The following is an 18,244-nucleotide window of genomic DNA, read 5'->3' as shown; positions in this document are numbered from 1 at the left end:
CGGCTGAGAGACACGGATGCTAGCAGTGTCGACGGTGGAAGCAACCCTTCCAGGTTTTGCTGGATGTTTGTACAGCTCATGTATCGCTGGCCGCGGACGCCTTGCAGCGCCTAGACTTTGCCGATCTTCAGTACAGGAACAGCCCGTGACCTCTATTTTCTGGTACGACTATGAAACCACCGGCATCAACCCACGCAGCGATCGCCCGCTGCAGGTCGCCGGTATTCGTACCGACCTCGAACTCAACGAGGTCGGCCCGCCGGTCAATCTTTATTGCCAGCCCAGCGACGATATCCTGCCCCATCCGGCCGCCTGCGCGATCACCGGTATTACTCCCGCAATCCTGGCGGAAAAGGGCCTTGCCGAAGCCGACTTCATGACCCGTGTGCATGCCGAGCTGGCCGCGCCAGGCACCTGTGGTGCCGGTTACAACACCCTGCGCTTTGACGATGAGATGACGCGCTACAGCCTGTACCGCAACTTTTTTGACCCCTACGCCCGTGAATGGCAGGGCGGCAACAGTCGCTGGGATTTGATCGATGTGGTACGCACAGCCTACGCGCTTCGCCCCGAGGGCATTGTCTGGCCTGAGCAGGATGGGCGCGTAACGCTCAAGCTTGAGCGCTTGACCGAGGCCAATGGGATTGATCATGGCCAGGCGCACGATGCCTTGTCGGACGTGCGTGCCACGATTGCCTTGGCGCGTTTGGTGCGTGAGAAACAACCCAAGTTGTATGACTGGCTGTTTCAGTTGCGCAGCAAGCAGCGGGTCATGGATCAGGTACGCCTGCTGCAACCCATGGTGCATATTTCCGGGCGTTTTTCTGCCGCGCGTCATTACCTGGGCGTTGTCCTGCCCCTGGCCTGGCACCCACGCAATCGTAATGCGTTGATTGTCTGCGACCTTGGGCTCGACCCGCAGGGGTTGCTGGATCTGGACGCTGATACCTTGCGCCAGCGTCTTTATACGCGTCGTGATGATCTGGCAGCAGGTGAGCTGCCGGTGCCGCTCAAGTTGTTGCATATCAACCGCTGCCCGGTCGTAGCGCCATTGAACGTGCTGCGAGCACAGGACCGTGAACGATTGCAGTTGGATATGGAAGCGTTTCAGGCACGGGCGCTGCGACTAACTGACGCACAAGAAGTGTGGCGCGATAAATTGGCAGTCATTTACGCCGAGGACGACTTTGCGCCGAGTACAGACCCGGAGCAGCAGCTCTATGATGGTTTTATTGGCGACCGCGACCGTCGTTTATGTGAACAAGTCCGGGCAGCTGAGCCTGCTCATCTGGCACATCAGCAGTGGCCTTTTGATGATCATCGTTTGCCGGAATTATTATTCCGCTACCGCGCGCGTAACTTTCCGGACACCTTGAACATCGAGGAGCAACAGCGCTGGAAACTTTTTTGCCAGCAACGGTTGTCGGAGGCGGAGTGGGGCGCGCCCAATACCCTCTCGGCATTTAAACAGGCGCGCGAAGAGTTGGCTGTTACTGCTACATCGTTTCAGTCCCAGGTAGTGGATCAATGGCAGGAGTATGCCGACTCTTTAGCCGCTCGCCTGAATCTGTAGACAGGTAATTGCAGAGTGTTCGGACAATAAAAAACGCCAGCAAGCTGGCGTTTTTTATTGTATTGCGTATCAGGCCAGAGCCCGACCAAGCTTAGCCCAGCAGGGTAGCCCAGCTTTCAACCACGTCACCGCCCCACTTGGCTTTCCACTCTTTCAGCGTCTTGTGGTTGCCACCTTTGGTTTCAATCACTTCGCCATTGTGCGGGTTCTTGTATTGCTTGACCTTGCGAGCACGCTTGGTGCCGGTAGTTTTCACAGCGCCACGCGGTGCTTTAACTTTCGACTCTGGATCCAGCAGCGCAATGATGTCACGCAGGGATTTGGAATATTCACCCATCAGGGTGCGCAGTTTGCCTTCGAATTCCAGCTCGGTTTGCAGCTTGTCGTCTTGGGACAGGTTCTTCAAACGGGCCTGCAACTCTTTGATAGCTTCTTCGGTGGCACGGTATTCGTTGATCAGAGACATGTGGACTACCTTATGTAGAGCGCTGATTGACAGGGAAAGTGCGCTAATAATAGTCAGGCCACTTGCGCAAGTAAACATTTAAGGACGCATTTATGTGAATTACTTTGAATGTTTGTAGCAACGCTACGCAATCGAGTTAATTAGTGGGTGGTTGGCCTAAAGATAATCTCGTTTATTTTCCGATAACTGCCCGAGGTGACGTTGTACAGCCATATAGCGGCTATAAACCTTACGTTATTAAGGGCTGTCGCCAGGGCGCGGGGGCAGAATAAGGCGCAAGGAGTACTGCAGTTTTTCCACGTAATCGCTAGAATGGCGACCTTTGCGAAGTTCTGGAGTTTTCCCCTAATGCGCACTTTTCGGCTGGTGATCGCTTGCCCGGACCGGGTTGGCATCGTTGCCAAAGTCAGTAACTTTCTGGCCTCCCACAACGGCTGGATCACCGAGGCGAGCCATCACTCGGACGACCTCAGCGGTTGGTTTTTCATGCGTCATGAAATTCGTGCCGACACGCTGCCCTTTGGTCTTGAAGCTTTTCGTGAGGCGTTTGCGCCGATCGCCGAAGAGTTTTCGATGACCTGGCACATCACCGACACGGAGCAGAAAAAACGCGTCGTGCTGATGGCCAGCCGTGAATCGCACTGTTTGGCCGACCTGTTGCACCGCTGGCACAGCGATGAGCTGGACTGTGAGATCGCGTGTGTCATTTCCAACCATGACGATCTGCGCAGTATGGTCGAATGGCATGGCATTCCGTATTACCACGTGCCGGTCAACCCGCAGGACAAGGAGCCGGCGTTTGCCGAAGTCTCTCGCCTGGTCAAGCAGCACGAAGCTGACGTAGTGGTACTGGCGCGCTACATGCAGATTCTGCCGCCGGAACTGTGCCGCGAGTACGCCGGCAAGGTGATCAATATTCACCACAGCTTCCTGCCATCGTTTGTCGGCGCCAAGCCCTACCACCAAGCCTCGCTGCGTGGCGTGAAGCTGATTGGCGCAACTTGCCACTACGTCACCGAAGAGCTGGACGCCGGTCCGATCATCGAGCAGGACGTGGTGCGGGTCAGCCACAGCGACAGCATTGAAGACATGGTGCGTTTCGGCCGTGACGTCGAGAAGATGGTGCTGGCCCGTGGGCTGCGTTACCACTTGGAAGACCGCGTGCTGGTTCACGGTAACAAGACTGTCGTGTTCTGATAGCAGCGCTTGAATGATTGAAGAATAAGGGGCTTGGGCGTTAAATCGCCACAGGCCCTTTTCTTTGCCTGCCGTTGAGGATTAATCGATGAGCGATCCACTGGACAAAGCCACTTCCAAAGCACCGGCGACGCTGGGTGAGGGGTGTTTGAGTCGATTTGACCCGGATGACCTGAACCCAGAGGACGGCACCGAGTTTCCCGGTGCCGCTGAGCTGTGGCAGCGCGAGCAAGCTAAATCCGAGCCCGAAAAAGAATAACCGCCCGCTGTCGTATCAGTCCGCGGGCGCTGGTATCAGATCCGGAAACTGCCTACCAACTGTTTCAAGCGCGCCGCCTGTTGTTCCAGGTCGGTGCAGGCGCGCAAGGTGGAATGCAGGTTTTCCACACCTTCCTGGTTGAGGGTGTTGATCTCGGTGATGTCCATGTTGATCGACTCCACTACCGAGGTTTGTTCCTCGGTGGCGGTCGCCACGGACTGGTTCATGCCGTCGATCTCGCCGATGCGCTGGGTCACGCTGTTCAGGCGCTCGCCGGCCAGGTTGGCGATTTCTACGCTGTCCTGGCTGTGGCGCTGGCTTTCACTCATGGTGGTGACCGAATCCCGGGCGCCGACTTGCAACTCCTCGATCATCTTTTGCACTTGTTGCGCCGACTCTTGAGTGCGATGCGCCAAGTTGCGCACTTCATCGGCCACGACCGCAAACCCGCGCCCGGCTTCCCCGGCACGTGCCGCTTCGATGGCGGCGTTCAGTGCCAGCAGGTTGGTTTGCTGGGAGATGCTGGTGATGACTTCCAGAATCTGCCCGATATTCACGGTCTTGCTGTTAAGCGCTTCTATATTGCTGCTGGAGGCACTGATCATCGCGGACAGTTGCGTCATTGCCTTGATGTTGCGATCAACGACCTGCTGGCCGTCTTCTGCCAAGTGCCGCGCATCGCTGGCCTGGTTGGAGGCTTGTGCAGCATTGCGCGCAATTTCCTGGGCGGCAGCACCCAGTTCGTTGATGGCGGCCGCTACGCTGTTGGTGCGGTTGGCCTGCTCGTCGGAATTGACCATCGACGAGTTGGACGCGCTGACCACGCGCAAAGCGACTTCGTTGACCTGCTCGGTGGCCGAGGACACTTCGCGAATCGATGTGTGAATCCGTTCCACGAAGCGATTGAAGGCAGTGCCCAGCGTACCGAACTCGTCGTTGTTCTGGATGGTCAAGCGGCGGGTCAAGTCACCCTCGCCGTCGGCGATGTCCTGCATGGCGCGGGTCATCAGGTGCAGGGGTTGCAGCAACACACGAATCAGCATGCCCAGCAGCGCGATGATGATTACCACGGCAATGATGGTGGCAATCACCGCCGAGGTGCGGAACTTGCTGAGCATGGCGAAGGATTTGTCTTTATCCACCGAAATGCCCAGGTACCAGTTCACTGAAGGCAAGCCCTTGATCGGTGTAAAGGTCACGATGTTGTCTTTGCCGTTGGCTTGAACTTCGCTGAAGTCACCACTGATCTTCGGCGTGTTTTTCGGGTACATGTCAGCCAGGGTCTTCATCACCAGGTTCTTGTCCGGGTGCACCAGCACTTTGCCGTCAGCACTGACCAGGAACGCATAGCCCATGCCGCCGAAGTTCAGCGCGCCGATGTTATCCACCAGGGTTTGCAGGCTCAGGTCGCCGCCCACCACGCCGATACTCTGGCCGGCCTTGGTGGTGCTCGGGGTGGCAACAGAAATAATCAACTGCCCGGTAGCAGCGTCAATGTAGGGTTCAGTCAGGGTTGAACCGTTGCTGCTTTGGGCGCCCTTGTACCAGGGGCGAACCCGTGGGTCGAAGCCGTCCGGCATCTTGGTGTCGGGGCGAATGGTGAAGGCGCCTTTGCTGTCGCCCACGTAAGTCGCCATGAACGAGGACGTCAGGGCTTTCTGCTCGAGTAGGCTGGCAACCACACTGGTTTCAGGATTAATGGCGATGTTTTGTGCTGCGTTTTCTACCAAGGCAATCCGCCCGGTTAGCCAGGTTTGAATATTGCTGGCGGTAACATCGCCCATTTCATGCAGGTAGTTATTGAGGTCGTCACGAATCGCGTTGCGTTGCAGGTAGTCGTTATAGAGGGTAAACAACGCGAAGGCGGCGATGACGATAAGGGAGGCTGCAAGCAGGATTTTATGGCTGAAGCGCAGGTTTTTATTCATGGCTTGTAGAGTCCGCTATGGTCTTAATATCCAAAGCGCGTCCTTTTAGGATGCGCAAAATGACAGCGTTAAAAAAGGTGTGATACTTCTTGTGATAACCCTGCTAGTCCCTACAGAAGCTATCTGACCTGTTTTTAGACGTTGTCGGTCTTACCTCTGTCTATATCGACCTGGCGGTACTAAAGATTAACCAAAGGTGACGAAATGCCTGATTCCTCGCAATTGCTTATCGGTGCTGGCCTTGACGGCCAGCCTATCGCCCAGGCCATGCGCCTGGCCAACCGCCACGGGTTGATAGCCGGTGCCACCGGCACAGGCAAGACCGTCACGTTGCAGCGGCTGGCGGAGGCCTTCAGTGAGGCGGGCGTGGCGGTGTTCGCCGCCGACATCAAGGGCGATCTGTGTGGTCTGGGCGCTGCGGCCAACCCTCAAGGTAAAGTGGCTGAGCGCATTGCGGGTATGCCCTTCCTTGATTACACGGCGAAGGCTTATCCGGTAACGTTGTGGGACATTCACGGGCAGTCCGGTCATCCGCTGCGCACCACCATCAGCGAAATGGGGCCATTATTGCTCGGCAGCCTGCTGGAACTCACCGACAGCCAGCAATCGGCACTCTATGCCACCTTCAAGGTGGCGGACCGCGAAGGTCTGTTGCTGCTTGACCTTAAAGACCTCAAGGCTTTGCTTAACCACCTGCGTTATCACCCGCAGTTGCTGGGGGACGACGCGGCGCTGATGACTACGGGCTCCAGCCAGGCGCTGTTACGACGCCTGGCCGTGCTGGAGCAGCAGGGCGCCGAAGCCTTGTTTGGCGAGCCGGCCCTGCAACTCGAGGATATTTTGCAGCCGGCCAGTGATGGCCGTGGGCGTATCCACTTACTCGACGCCAGCCGCTTGGTGCATGAGGCGCCGAAGGTCTACGCGACTTTCCTGCTATGGCTGCTGGCTGAGCTGTTCGAGCAACTGCCGGAGCGTGGTGATGCCGACAAACCGCTGCTGGCGTTGTTTTTCGACGAGGCGCATTTGTTGTTTGCCGACACGCCCAAGGCGTTGCAGGATCGCCTGGAGCAAGTGGTGCGTCTGATTCGCTCCAAAGGCGTGGGTGTGTACTTTGTCACTCAGTCTCCAGGTGATCTGCCTGACACGGTATTGGCGCAACTCGGCCTGCGCATTCAGCACGGCTTGCGGGCGTTCACGACTAAAGAGCAGAAATCCCTGCGCGCGGTGGCGGAGGGCTTCCGGCCCAACCCGGCGTTCGATGCTTTGTCGGTGCTGACTGAGTTGGGTACAGGCGAAGCGCTGGTGGGCACGTTGCAGGAAAAGGGCACGCCGGAAGTCGTCCAGCGCGTACTGGTTGCGCCACCGCAATCGCGAATCGGGCCACTCAGTGAGGCTGAACGCGCGGCACTGATCGCCCGTTCGCCGCTGCTGGGGCGCTACGATAAGCCGATTGACCGGGAGTCGGCCTATGAAGTGTTGATGGCGCGCAAGGAACTGGGGCCAACCGAAGAAGCTAAACCCTCTACCGAAGAACCGAGCTTTACCGACAAGGCCGGCGCGTTTCTGGGCACCACGGCAGGCAAGGCGCTCAAATCAGCGATGCAACAGGCCGCCAATCAGATGGGGCGTCAGCTGGTGCGCGGGCTGCTGGGCTCGTTGCTGGGCGGCAGCAAGCGTAAATAGCGGTTCAGGCTTTGGGCTTGGCGTGGGCGGCCAACCGCTCCAGCGCTGCACGCAAGCCCGGATCGCTGATGCCGTCGGCCGTTGCCTGGATGGTTTCGGCCGCATTCACCGAGAGGTCTATCGTGTGCCCAGCGGCGCGTTGTGGCGCCGTGGGGGGCTGCACCTTGAACTGGATACGGGTCAAGCTGGCAAACTCATCAAATGCCATCAATTGCCGCAGCAGGCGTTTTTGTTGATAGCGCAGACGCGTTGCCCAGTGACCGTCGGTGACAATTAATAGCAAATGACCTTCACGCCAGGAGGCCACATGGCAGTGTTCGCGTGCGGCAGGCTGCAGTTGGCTTTCTACGAGGCGTTGCAAACGGCCCAGGCGTTGCGCGTGGCCGAAGATGGCTTTCAACGGTTTGGCTTCGCGGAGCAACACGCTTGGGGCGCGGGCTGTAAGAGGGCGAAATGCCATGTTTAGACACCTTAAGTAACAGAGCCGCCATCTTAGCAGAAAGCGCCTGTGCGCCCCCGGGCGATGAGTCAGTAGCGCTTTGCTCGTAAAATCAATAGGTAACTTCTGCGCTTCATGGGTTGAAGTTCCAGCAAAAGCCCTTATTTTAAACAGGTCCTCTCACAGCGCCATGCCAGCATCGAGGAACAACGCCACTTTCCTCACCCACGATTCCGGGTAGAATGCGCGTTCGCATGCGGCCGTGAGGGCTGCTCGGGCCACTCACGGTGCGCCCTCCATCCCTATGTGTGGAAGAACCTGCCGATATGTTTGCGCCTTTGTTAAAGAAACTTTTTGGAAGCAAGAATGAGCGCGAAGTTAAACGCATGCTCAAGACGGTGCAGTTGGTCAATGCCTTCGAAGAGCAGATGGTTGCCCTTTCGGACGAGCAATTGCGCGCCAAGACCGAAGAGTTCAAGGCCCGCATAGCCAAAGGTGAAACCCTCGACAAGCTGCTTCCCGAAGCCTTCGCGGTCGCCCGTGAAGCCGGTAAGCGTGTCATGGGCATGCGCCACTTCGACGTCCAGTTGATCGGCGGCATGACCTTGCATGAAGGCATGATTGCCGAAATGCGCACTGGTGAAGGCAAGACCCTGGTGGCAACCCTGGGTGTTTACCTCAACGCATTGTCCGGCAAGGGCGTGCACGTTGTGACGGTGAACGACTACCTGGCTCGCCGGGATGCCAACTGGATGCGTCCGCTGTATGAATTCCTCGGCCTGACCGTCGGCGTGGTAACGCCGTTCCAGCCGCCGGAAGAGAAACGCGCCGCCTACGCTTGCGACATTACCTACGGCACCAACAACGAGTTCGGTTTCGACTACTTGCGCGACAACATGGCGTTCAGCATGGATGAGAAATTCCAGCGCGAACTCAACTTTGCCGTGATCGACGAAGTCGACTCCATCCTCATCGACGAGGCCCGTACCCCACTGATCATCTCCGGCCAGGCCGAAGACAGCTCGCGCTTGTACACCGAGATCAACAAGTTGATCCCGCGCCTGGAGCAGCACATCGAGGAAGTGGAAGGCGTGGTGACCAAAGAAGGTCACTTCTCCATCGACGAGAAGACCCGTCAGGTCGAACTCAACGAAGCAGGTCACCAGTTCGTCGAAGACATGCTGACCCAGATCGGTGAGCTGGCTGAGGGTGAAAGCCTGTATTCGGCACATAACCTGGGCCTGCTGACCCACGTGTATGCTGGCCTGCGCGCCCACAAGCTGTTCCACCGCAACGTTGAATACATCGTCCAGGACGGCCAGGTCGTACTGGTTGACGAACACACCGGCCGTACCATGCCGGGTCGTCGTCTGTCCGAAGGCCTGCACCAGGCCATCGAAGCGAAGGAAGGGCTCAACATCCAGGCTGAAAGCCAGACGTTGGCGTCCACTACCTTCCAGAACTACTTCCGTCTGTACAACAAACTGTCCGGCATGACCGGTACGGCCGACACCGAAGCGTTCGAATTCCACCAGATCTACAACCTGGCCGTGATGGTGATCCCACCGAACAAGCCGCTGGCGCGTAAAGACTTCAACGACCTGGTGTTCCTGACTGCCGAAGAGAAATACGCGGCAATCATCAACGACATCAAGGACGGTATTGCCCAGGGTCGTCCGATCCTGGTGGGTACCGCCACCATCGAAACTTCCGAGCACGTGTCCAACCTGCTCAATAAGGAAGGCATCGAGCACAAGGTCCTCAACGCCAAGTTCCACGAAAAAGAAGCCGAGATCATCGCCCAGGCCGGTCGCCCAGGCGCACTGACCATCGCCACCAACATGGCCGGTCGTGGTACCGACATTCTGTTGGGCGGTAACTGGGAAGTTGAAGTGGCTTCGCTGGACAACCCGACCCCTGAGCAGATCGCCCAGATCAAGGCCAACTGGCAGAAACGCCACCAAGCTGTGCTGGAATCCGGCGGCCTGCAGGTGATCGCTTCCGAGCGTCACGAATCGCGCCGTATCGACAACCAGTTGCGTGGTCGTGCCGGTCGTCAGGGTGACGCCGGCTCCAGCCGTTTCTACCTGTCGCTGGAAGATAGCTTGATGCGTATCTTCGCCTCTGATCGGGTGAAGAACTTCATGAAAGCTTTGGGCATGCAGTCCGGTGAAGCGATCGAGCACCGCATGGTGACCAACGCCATCGAGAAAGCCCAGCGCAAGGTTGAAGGTCGCAACTTCGACATTCGTAAGCAACTGCTCGAGTTCGATGACGTCAACAACGAACAGCGTAAAGTGATTTATCACATGCGTAACACGTTGCTGGCCGCCGACAACATTGGCGAGACCATTGCTGATTTCCGTCAGGACGTACTCAACGCCACCGTCAGCGCACATATCCCGCCACAGTCGCTGCCTGAACAATGGGATGTTGCTGGTCTGGAAGCGGCGTTGAAGAGCGACTTCGGTGTTGATTTGCCGGTTCAGCAATGGCTGGACGAAGACGACCACCTGTACGAAGAAACACTGCGCGAGAAGCTGATGACCGAGCTTCTGGCCGCGTACAACGAGAAAGAAGAGCAGGCGAGTGCCGAAGCACTGCGCACCTTCGAGAAACAAATCGTACTGCGCGTGCTGGACGACTTGTGGAAAGACCACCTGTCGACCATGGACCACTTGCGTCACGGTATTCACTTGCGTGGCTACGCCCAGAAGAACCCGAAGCAAGAGTACAAGCGCGAGTCGTTCACGCTGTTCTCAGAGCTGCTGGATTCGATCAAGCGCGATTCGATTCGCGTGCTGTCCCACGTTCAGGTGCGTCGCGAAGACCCGATCGAGGAAGAAGCTCGCCTGCGTCAGGAAGCCGAAGCACTGGCGGCCCGCATGCAGTTCCAGCACGACGAAGCGCCGGGCCTGGAAGCGCCTGAAGTCTTGGGCGAAGAGGTCGATGTGGCCTTGGCTCAAGCCCCGGTTCGCAATGACCAGAAGCTGGGCCGCAACGAACTGTGCTGGTGCGGTTCGGGCAAGAAGTTCAAACATTGCCACGGCGAAATCAACTAAGATTTTTGCCTGACGCTGCTACACCCCGCGCCGCGACTGGCTTCTGCCGTCGCGGCGTTTTGCCATTAATTTCACCGTCGATCACGACGGCACACACATTACCTATTTTTAAGGAGCGCATTCATGGCTGTTGGTCTTGGTCCTTTGCCCACATTGCACCCGGTTGCCGGTTTTGAATTGGGTATCGCTTCGGCCGGCATCAAACGCCCGGGACGCAAGGATGTGGTAGTGATGCGCTGTGCTGAAGGCTCGACCGTCGCCGGTGTGTTCACTCTCAATGCGTTCTGCGCTGCCCCGGTAATCCTGGCCAAGCAACGTGTGGCCGGGCCAATTCGTTACCTGCTGACCAATACCGGCAATGCCAATGCGGGTACCGGCGAGCCTGGCTTGGTCGCCGCCGCGCGCACTTGCGCCAAACTGGCCCAGTTGACCGGCGTGGACGCCAGCCAAGTACTGCCGTACTCCACCGGCGTGATCGGTGAGCCGCTGCCGGTGGAAAAAATCGAAGGCGCCCTGCAAGCCGCGCTGGATGACTTGTCTGTGGATAACTGGGCGGCGGCGGCTACCGGCATCATGACCACCGACACCCTGCCAAAAGGTGCGAGCCGCCAGTTCGTGCATGACGGCGTGACGGTCACCGTCACCGGCATCAGCAAAGGCGCGGGCATGATTCGCCCGAACATGGCCACCATGCTTGGCTACATCGCCACCGACGCCAAAGTCTCCCGTGACGTGCTGCAACGCCTGATGCTGGACGGCGCCAACAAGTCGTTCAACCGCATCACCATCGATGGCGATACCTCGACCAACGACTGCTGCATGCTGATCGCGACCGGCCAGGCCAACCTGCCGGAAATCACGTCCACCGAAGGCCCGCTGTTTGCGGCGCTGAAGCAGGCGGTGTTCGAGGTGTGCATGGACGTGGCCCAGGCTATCGTGCGCGACGGCGAAGGCGCGACCAAGTTCGTCACCGTTGAAGTCAATGGCGGCGGCAACCACCAGGAATGCCTGGATGTCGGCTACACCGTGGCGCATTCGCCATTGATCAAAACCGCACTGTTCGCCTCTGACCCGAACTGGGGCCGTATCCTTGCCGCCGTTGGACGTGCCGGCGTGCCGGACCTGGACGTGAGCAAGATCGACGTATTCCTCGGCGACGTGTGCATTGCCAGCCGTGGCGCTCGCGCCGAAACCTACACCGAAGCCCAAGGCTCGGCGGTGATGCAGCAGGAAGAAATCACCATCCGCATCGAGTTGGGTCGTGGCGAGTGCAGCGAAACCATCTGGACCACCGACCTGTCCCACGAGTACGTGAAGATCAATGCGGAATACCGTACCTGATAGCCAAGAGGATAAGCGCGGTGAAACGAGTGCATGTAGCAGCAGCGGTGATCCGCGGTGTCGATGGCAGGATCCTGCTGGCACGCCGCGCCGATACCCAACATCAAGGCGGCCTGTGGGAGTTTCCCGGTGGCAAAGTGGAGGCCGATGAATCGGTCGCCACCGCGCTGTCGCGTGAATTGCAGGAAGAGCTGGGCATTCAGGTCACCACGGCGCGGCCGCTGATCAAGGTGCAACATGACTATCCGGACAAGCAGGTGTTACTGGATGTCTGGGAGGTCTCGGCTTTTAGCGGCGAGCCCCATGGTGCCGAAGGGCAACCGGTGGAATGGGTTGCCCCTCGGGATTTGATCAACTATGAATTCCCAGCGGCCAATGCTCCGATCGTTGCGGCAGCACGGTTACCGGCTGAGTACCTGATTACCCCTGGCGAGCTGGAAACCCCGGTGTTGCTGCGCGGTATTCAGAAGGCTGTGGCCGGTGGTATCAAGCTGATCCAGTTGCGTGCGCCTAATGGCTACGACCCGAAATACCGTGACCTGGCGGTGGATGCAGTGGGTTTGTGTGCTGGCAAGGCGCAATTGATGCTCAAGGGCCCGTTTGAGTGGCTGGGAGATTTCCCGGCGGCCGGCTGGCACATGACGTCGGCGCAGCTGCGTAAATACGCCAGCAAGGGCCGGCCGCTGCCGAAGGATCGCTGGTTGGCGGCCTCATGCCACAACGCGCAAGAGCTGGCACTGGCGCAAATGATGGACGTGGATTTTGTCACGCTGTCGCCGGTGCAGTCGACTCAGACGCATCCTGAGGCTCAGCCTTTGGGTTGGGAGCAGGCGGCAGAGTTGATTCGCGGGTTTGGCAAACCGGTGTTTCTGTTGGGCGGCGTTGGGCCGGCGGAGCGGGAACAGGCTTGGGAAGCTGGGGCTCAGGGTGTGGCAGGGATTCGGGCGTTCTGGCCGCAGGTTTGATGCAGCTCTGAGGGCCTCATCGCAGGCAAGCCAGCGCCCACATTTGATTTGTGAATACATGCAAATGTGGGCGCTGGCGTGCCTGTGATGGGGCCAGATCAGTCACTCAACAATGATCAGTGTGGCTTCGCTGCAGCCTGCCACAACACCTCAGCGACCCCCTGGCGCTTGGCGATCACTCGTGCCGCGACAAACAGCAAATCCGACAACCGATTGATATACGCCAACCCCACGCCTTCCAGCGGCTCCACCGTATTCAAGTGCTGACAGCGCCGCTCGGCACTGCGTGCCAGGCTACGGCACACGTGCGCTTGGGCGATCAGCGCCGAACCACCGGGCAAGATGAAATTCTCCAGCGGCCCGACTTCTTCATTCCAGCGATCAATCGCTGCTTCCAGCCGGTCGACCTCGGCCGCATTCAACGCCTTGTACACGGGCATCGCAAGCTCTGCGCCCAAGTCGAACAAGCGATGCTGACAGGGTGTAAGCACCTCAATCACATCCATCAGTTGCGGATGCTTGCCGCTCTGTTCTTCAAGGTTAGCCAGCAATAAACCCAGCTGACTGTTCAGCGTATCCACATCGCCAATGGCCTCCACCCGTGGATGATCCTTGGGCACGCGACGGCCGTCTCCGAGACCGGTCTCGCCTTTGTCGCCGGTACGTGTGTAGATTTTCGACAGGCGAAAGCCCATGGTCATTGCTCCAGTTGAGTCAGGTCAAAGGATGGTATTTGGCTGCCGGCCAGGGGTAGGCGCAGAGTGAAGCACGTGCCTTGGCCGAGGGTGGAGTGCGCTTCCATCTGGCCTTTGTGATTATTGGTGATGATGAAGTACGACACCGACAGCCCAAGCCCGGTGCCTTGGCCGATTTCTTTGGTGGTGAAGAACGGCTCGAAGGTGCGTTTGCGCACGTTTTCGCTCATGCCGATGCCGTTGTCTTCCACCTGGATCTCTGCCCACGGTGGATTGAGGCGGGTGCGCAGGATTATGCGCCCAGGCTCACGCGGGTCTTCACGCAGGTGAATGGCTTGAGCGGCATTTTTCAGCAGGTTGAGCAGCACTTGCTCAAGTTCGTTGGCGGTGCCCGGCACCGGGCCGAGTTGCGGGTCGAACTGGCGGATGATTGCCTGGCCCTTGAAGTCGAAACCTATCGTCAAGTCGAAGTCATTGCCAGCAATTTCTACCGCTTGGTCGATCAGTGCCGGCAAGTCACAGGGCGCCATCTGGCGGTTGCTGAGGCGGCTGAAACTGAGCATGTGGGTGACGATTTTCGCCGCGCGCGCGCCGGCTTGCTGAATGCCATCTAGCAGTTGCGGCACTTCGCGGCTTTGCAGGTAACGGTTGACCGTGTCCAGCTCCACGCCCACCTCTTCGGCGTGCTCCAGGTTCTTCGGCAGGTCGGGGGACAGGCGGCGGCGGATGTTTTGCACGTTATGCAGGATCGCCCCCAGCGGGTTGTTGATCTCATGGGCCATGCCAGCGGCTAGGCCGCCGACGGAGAGCATTTTCTCCGACTGCACCATCATTTCTTCCAGAGACAAGCGCTGGGTGATGTCGTCGATACGGATCACCACGCCACGCCCGGCACCGCCCATCAACGGATAGAAGGTCAGGGCGTAATGTTTGGGCTCGTCATCCTTGATCCAGGTGACGCGTTCGATGCGTTCCACGGTGTGCTGCTCGACCGTGGCTTTGATCTGCGGCAAGTACGGCTTGAGCGGCTCAAACGCAAGGAAGATCGGCTGGTTCAGTGCTTCGTCCAGGCGTGTGCCGGAAAGGGCTGTCGCTTCCTGGTTCCACTGAGTGACGTAAAGCTGTTCATCCAGGGCGATCAGCGCCGACGGCATGGAGTCGATGATGCTATTGAGGTAGTTCTGGAAGCCGGTGAGTTTTTTCTCGATCTTGCTGCGCACCTGGACTTCGAGTTCCAGCTTGCGGTTGGTGTGACGCGTTTCTTCGGCCAGGCTCTGGGCTTGGTCGTAAGCGGCCTGGGAGTCGTCACGTGCACGCTTGAGCTGCTGCTCGCGGGCTTCGATGCGCGACAACATAGTGTTGAATGCTTCGGCCAGGCTGCCGATTTCATCATGGTGACCGCGGCTGGCACGCAGGGCGTAGTTCTCTTCGCGGGTGACCTGGCGCGACAGCTCTTCGAGCTCGTGGATTGGGCGGGTGATCAGGCGTTTGATCTGCCGGGCAATGACCAGCCAGAGCAGCACACTGAAAATCAGGATGCCCAGGCTGGCGGTCAGCGTGCCGGTATAGAACGCCATCGGCAGTTCACTGCTGGCGACCAATAACAGATGCCCGGAAGGCTGGCCGGTGCGGGGCAGGGTGATCACCTGATTGCTGCGAAACTCAGTGAGTCGCCAGGCCTCGATATGCCGGTAGTTGTCGGGTAGTTGCAGTCGATTGCCATGTTGCATCTGCGCCAGGCGGGTGCCTTCGCCGTCATACAACGCAGCCGCGCGTAATGGCGAATAGCTGGTCAGTTCATTGAGCAGGGCATCGGCCTTGGCCGGGGATTGCAGCGCTTGTGCTGCGAGTGACGGGTTGGACACCAGCCGACCAATGGCCTGCAGCGCCTGGGGCGCCATGCTTTCCTGGGAGATCCAATAGGCGGCACTGATAAACGTCAGGTTGGCCACCAGCAATACGGTGGTCAATAACACTAGCAGGGCAGCCAGCAGTTTCTGCCCTACCGGTAGATTTTCTAGACGCTGGCGCAGTGGCATCAGTGTTTTCCCAGGTGATAGACAGGTAGGCAGGGTAGCGCGTGCCTCAGTCGCTGGCCAATCCGCGTGCGCGCAAGTGGTCGACCAGCCGTGCTTGCAGCTGTTGCAGATGCGGCAGGGCCAATGAGTGACGGGCCGCCGCCGAGCAGGCATAGCCCAGCAAGTAGCTGATTTCGGTGCGCCGGGCATTAGCGACGTCCTGATACATGGACGAATAATTGGCCGCCGTGGCCTGGATCACTCGCTCCACTTCGCTGTGCAACGCCTCGGCGGCGGCTGGTTGGCCGCAGCATTCGAGCAATTCGGTCAACTCGGCGCACAGGGTTGCGACTTCACACTGATGAACCTGCAAGCCGCCGTTGCGGCACTGGTACAGCACGGTCAGCGGGTTAATAGCGCAATTCAGAGCCAGCTTTCGCCACAGGCGCGTAAGTATCTCGGTGCTCCATTCGTGGGGAATGCCCGCGGCGTGCAGGTCCTCGAGCCACAGCTGTGCAGTGGGGTGGCGCACGTCTCCCAGCCAGGTGTAACCATGCCCGGCAAACACCACGCGCCACTCGCTGTCACGAAACGCGCCCTCGGTGCTGGAAGCAAAAATGCAGCGGGCTTGGGGCAGTTGCGCGGCCACCGCATCCTGGCTGCCGAGACCGTTTTGCAGCAGGATCAGTTCGGCGTCCGGCACCAGTCGGTGTTGCAGCTGTGCGATCGCACTTTCGGCGTCGTAGGCTTTACACGCCACGAGCAGGCGATGAATCGGCTCAGGGCTGTCGGGCGTTTCGCCAATTACCGGGTAGGTGTGTTCTACACCTTGCTCGACCAGTGTCAGCCCCTTGGCCGACTGATAGCTGGCCAGGCGCGCAGCATCACGCAGGATCAGTTTCACGGGCACGCCCGCGCGGGCCAGGCGGGTTGCCCAGAGTGTGCCCAGGCTGCCGGCGCCGAGAATGTGCCAGGTGGTCGACATGAGTTTGTGCTCCGTGGGGTCGCTCACAGTGAACGGGGCGAAAGAACCGCTATAATGCCTCGGCATTTTAGCTCGGGCGCGCTCCATCTCTACTGAGCCCGCCCCTTATATTGGAGAAATGACATGCCTTCGTTCGACGTGGTATCCGAACTGGACAAACACGAAGTCACCAACGCCGTCGAGAACGCCGTCAAGGAGCTGGACCGTCGCTATGACTTGAAAGGCAAGGGCAGCTTTGAATTCAAGGAAAAGGAACTGACCGTCAACCTGACCGCTGAAGCCGATTTCCAGCTGGAAGCGATGATCGAGATCCTCAAGCTGTCCCTGGTCAAGCGCAAGATCGACGCGCAATGTCTTGAAATCAAGGATGCCTACGCCTCCGGCAAGCTGATGAAGCAGGAAGCTGTGCTCAAAGAAGGTATCGACAAAGAGCTGGCGAAGAAAATCGTTGCCCATGTCAAGGATGCCAAGCTCAAAGTCCAGGCCGCCATCCAGGGTGAGCAGGTTCGCATCACTGGCAAGAAACGTGATGATTTGCAGGACGCTATCGCGGCCCTGCGCGCCAAAACCTTCGACATGCCGCTGCAGTTCAATAACTTCCGCGACTGATGGCTCGTTTCGGAACCTGTGGGCGTTTTTGACGTCCCACGCCCCAGAGTCTGTGCCTACACTTGAGCCCTACGGGGCTCATTTGCGTTTTCAGGCAGTCAATAAAGCCGCATATCCGCGCAACAGGAGAAGATAGATGGATTTGAACGCTGAAATGGATCACCTGATCAAGACTTCGCAGTCTTGGATTCCGATGATTATGGAATATGGCAGCCGGGTATTGCTGGCCGTTATCACCCTGGCCATCGGCTGGTGGTTGATCAACAAACTGACTCACAAGATGGGTCGTCTGTTGGCCATGCGTAACGCTGACCTGGCGCTTCAGAGCTTTGTTACCAGTATCGTGAACATCGTGCTCAAGATCATGCTGGTGATCAGCGTGACTTCGATGATTGGCGTGGAAACCACTTCGTTCGTTGCGGCTATCGCAGCTGCAGGCTTTGCCATCGGTATGGCGCTGCAAGGCAGCCTGACCAACTTTGCCGGTGGCGTATTGATTCTGCTGTTCCGCCCGTTCCGCATTGGTGACTGGATCGAAGCCCAGGGCACCTCCGGCACCGTCGATAGCATCCAGATCTTCCACACCGTGCTACGCACCGGCGACAACAAAACCGTGATCTTGCCGAACGGCATCCTCTCCAACGGCATCATCACTAACACCAACCGCCAGCCGACCCGCAAGGTGGTGTTTGACGTAGGTATCGACTATGAGGCCGACCTGCAGAAAGCCCGTGAAGTGTTGCTGGAGCTGGCAAAAGACCCGCGCGTGCTAACAGATCCTGCGGCGGTGGTCGTGGTGTCGAACTTGGGCGACAGTTCGATCACCGTGTCTTTGCGCTGCTGGACCAAAACGTCGGATTATTGGGACATGGTGTTTATGCTTAATGAGTTGTCGCGTGATCGCTTGAAAGGGGCGGGCATTGATATTCCGTTTCCACAGCGGGTTATTCGAGTCGTGCAGGAACCGGCGGGAAAATAACTAAGCGGCAAGGTATCGAACTTGGCCGATAGGTCAGGTTCGATG

At 58.4% G+C, this 18,244-nt stretch carries 15 protein-coding genes and 1 pseudogene; 9 read left to right on the top strand and 7 right to left on the bottom strand.

Translation table 11 applies throughout. The features are described from left to right. Nucleotides 1-145: 145 nt before the first annotated feature. Nucleotides 146-1,573 carry an exodeoxyribonuclease I gene (gene sbcB, locus E0F99_RS04275; protein ID WP_083356976.1) on the top strand — a complete coding sequence of 476 codons (1,428 nt, stop codon included), beginning with the start codon at nt 146-148 and terminating at the stop codon, nt 1,571-1,573. 91 nt (nt 1,574-1,664) lie between these two features. Here sbcB and mvaT read toward each other — a convergent pair whose 3' ends face one another. Further along, nucleotides 1,665-2,039: a histone-like nucleoid-structuring protein MvaT gene (gene mvaT / locus E0F99_RS04270; protein WP_083356977.1), complete on the bottom strand. Its 375-nt coding sequence runs from the start codon at nt 2,037-2,039 to the stop codon at nt 1,665-1,667. Nucleotides 2,040-2,387: 348 nt separating this feature from the next. On the opposite strand from mvaT, the gene purU reads away from it, so the two are divergent. Then, nucleotides 2,388-3,236, top strand: coding sequence for a formyltetrahydrofolate deformylase (gene purU / locus E0F99_RS04265; protein WP_005790961.1), 849 nt, complete (start codon nt 2,388-2,390; stop codon nt 3,234-3,236). Nucleotides 3,237-3,324: 88 nt separating this feature from the next. After that, nucleotides 3,325-3,495, top strand: a complete 171-nt coding sequence (locus tag E0F99_RS29965) for a hypothetical protein (RefSeq protein WP_165447602.1) — start codon at nt 3,325-3,327, stop codon at nt 3,493-3,495. A 35-nt stretch (nt 3,496-3,530) separates the two neighbouring features. Here E0F99_RS29965 and E0F99_RS31040 read toward each other — a convergent pair whose 3' ends face one another. Both E0F99_RS31040 and E0F99_RS31035 read right to left on the bottom strand, forming a co-directional pair. Continuing rightward, on the bottom strand, nt 3,531-4,295 hold the full coding sequence (locus tag E0F99_RS31040; RefSeq protein WP_407019942.1) for a methyl-accepting chemotaxis protein: 765 nt from the start codon (nt 4,293-4,295) through the stop codon (nt 3,531-3,533). A 93-nt stretch (nt 4,296-4,388) separates the two neighbouring features. Then, nucleotides 4,389-5,423, bottom strand: a pseudogene (locus E0F99_RS31035) (HAMP domain-containing protein); the annotation flags it as partial. A gap of 204 nt (nt 5,424-5,627) precedes the next feature. On the opposite strand from E0F99_RS31035, the gene E0F99_RS04255 reads away from it, so the two are divergent. After that, nucleotides 5,628-7,106, top strand: a complete 1,479-nt coding sequence (locus E0F99_RS04255) for a helicase HerA-like domain-containing protein (RefSeq protein ID WP_083356979.1) — start codon at nt 5,628-5,630, stop codon at nt 7,104-7,106. Between the two features lie 4 nt (nt 7,107-7,110). Here the strand turns inward: E0F99_RS04255 and E0F99_RS04250 are convergent, their stop codons facing one another. Next, nucleotides 7,111-7,566, bottom strand: coding sequence for a DUF721 domain-containing protein (locus tag E0F99_RS04250; RefSeq protein ID WP_083356980.1), 456 nt, complete (start codon nt 7,564-7,566; stop codon nt 7,111-7,113). 305 nt (nt 7,567-7,871) lie between these two features. Between E0F99_RS04250 and secA the strand changes: the two genes are divergently transcribed. The 3 genes from secA to E0F99_RS04235 all read left to right on the top strand — a co-directional run bounded on the left by secA (nt 7,872) and on the right by E0F99_RS04235 (nt 12,913). Beyond that, entirely contained in the window at nt 7,872-10,607 is a 2,736-nt protein-coding gene (gene secA, locus E0F99_RS04245; protein ID WP_083356981.1) for a preprotein translocase subunit SecA, read from the top strand. Between the two features lie 123 nt (nt 10,608-10,730). Beyond that, nucleotides 10,731-11,948, top strand: coding sequence for a bifunctional glutamate N-acetyltransferase/amino-acid acetyltransferase ArgJ (gene argJ, locus E0F99_RS04240; RefSeq protein ID WP_083356982.1), 1,218 nt, complete (start codon nt 10,731-10,733; stop codon nt 11,946-11,948). Nucleotides 11,949-11,968: 20 nt separating this feature from the next. Next, entirely contained in the window at nt 11,969-12,913 is a 945-nt protein-coding gene (locus tag E0F99_RS04235; protein WP_083356983.1) for a Nudix family hydrolase, read from the top strand. A 116-nt stretch (nt 12,914-13,029) separates the two neighbouring features. On the opposite strand, the gene E0F99_RS04230 is transcribed toward E0F99_RS04235, so the two are convergent. Genes E0F99_RS04230 through E0F99_RS04220 form a run of 3 tightly spaced genes read right to left on the bottom strand, consistent with a single transcriptional unit; the run spans nt 13,030 to nt 16,611 of the window. Further along, nucleotides 13,030-13,608, bottom strand: a complete 579-nt coding sequence (locus E0F99_RS04230; protein ID WP_083356984.1) for a cob(I)yrinic acid a,c-diamide adenosyltransferase — start codon at nt 13,606-13,608, stop codon at nt 13,030-13,032. Between the two features lie 2 nt (nt 13,609-13,610). Continuing rightward, nucleotides 13,611-15,647, bottom strand: a complete 2,037-nt coding sequence (locus E0F99_RS04225) for a sensor histidine kinase (RefSeq protein WP_083356985.1) — start codon at nt 15,645-15,647, stop codon at nt 13,611-13,613. Between the two features lie 46 nt (nt 15,648-15,693). Beyond that, nucleotides 15,694-16,611 carry a putative 2-dehydropantoate 2-reductase gene (locus E0F99_RS04220; protein ID WP_130908714.1) on the bottom strand — a complete coding sequence of 306 codons (918 nt, stop codon included), beginning with the start codon at nt 16,609-16,611 and terminating at the stop codon, nt 15,694-15,696. A 123-nt stretch (nt 16,612-16,734) separates the two neighbouring features. Here E0F99_RS04220 and E0F99_RS04215 point away from each other — a divergent pair, with 123 nt between their 5' ends. Together E0F99_RS04215 and E0F99_RS04210 are read left to right on the top strand one after the other, a co-directional pair. Next, a complete protein-coding gene (locus tag E0F99_RS04215) occupies nt 16,735-17,220 on the top strand; it encodes a YajQ family cyclic di-GMP-binding protein (protein WP_048727071.1) in 486 nt (161 codons plus the stop codon). A 136-nt stretch (nt 17,221-17,356) separates the two neighbouring features. Beyond that, nucleotides 17,357-18,199 carry a mechanosensitive ion channel family protein gene (locus tag E0F99_RS04210; RefSeq protein WP_083356987.1) on the top strand — a complete coding sequence of 281 codons (843 nt, stop codon included), beginning with the start codon at nt 17,357-17,359 and terminating at the stop codon, nt 18,197-18,199. The last annotated feature ends 45 nt before the right edge of the window (nt 18,200-18,244 follow it).

It is taken from the genome of Pseudomonas antarctica (assembly GCF_900624995.1).
GTDB lineage: Bacteria > Pseudomonadota > Gammaproteobacteria > Pseudomonadales > Pseudomonadaceae > Aquipseudomonas > Aquipseudomonas antarctica.
The sequence above is the reverse complement of the archived record's forward strand: the minus strand, read 5'-3'. Positions and strand labels throughout refer to the sequence as shown.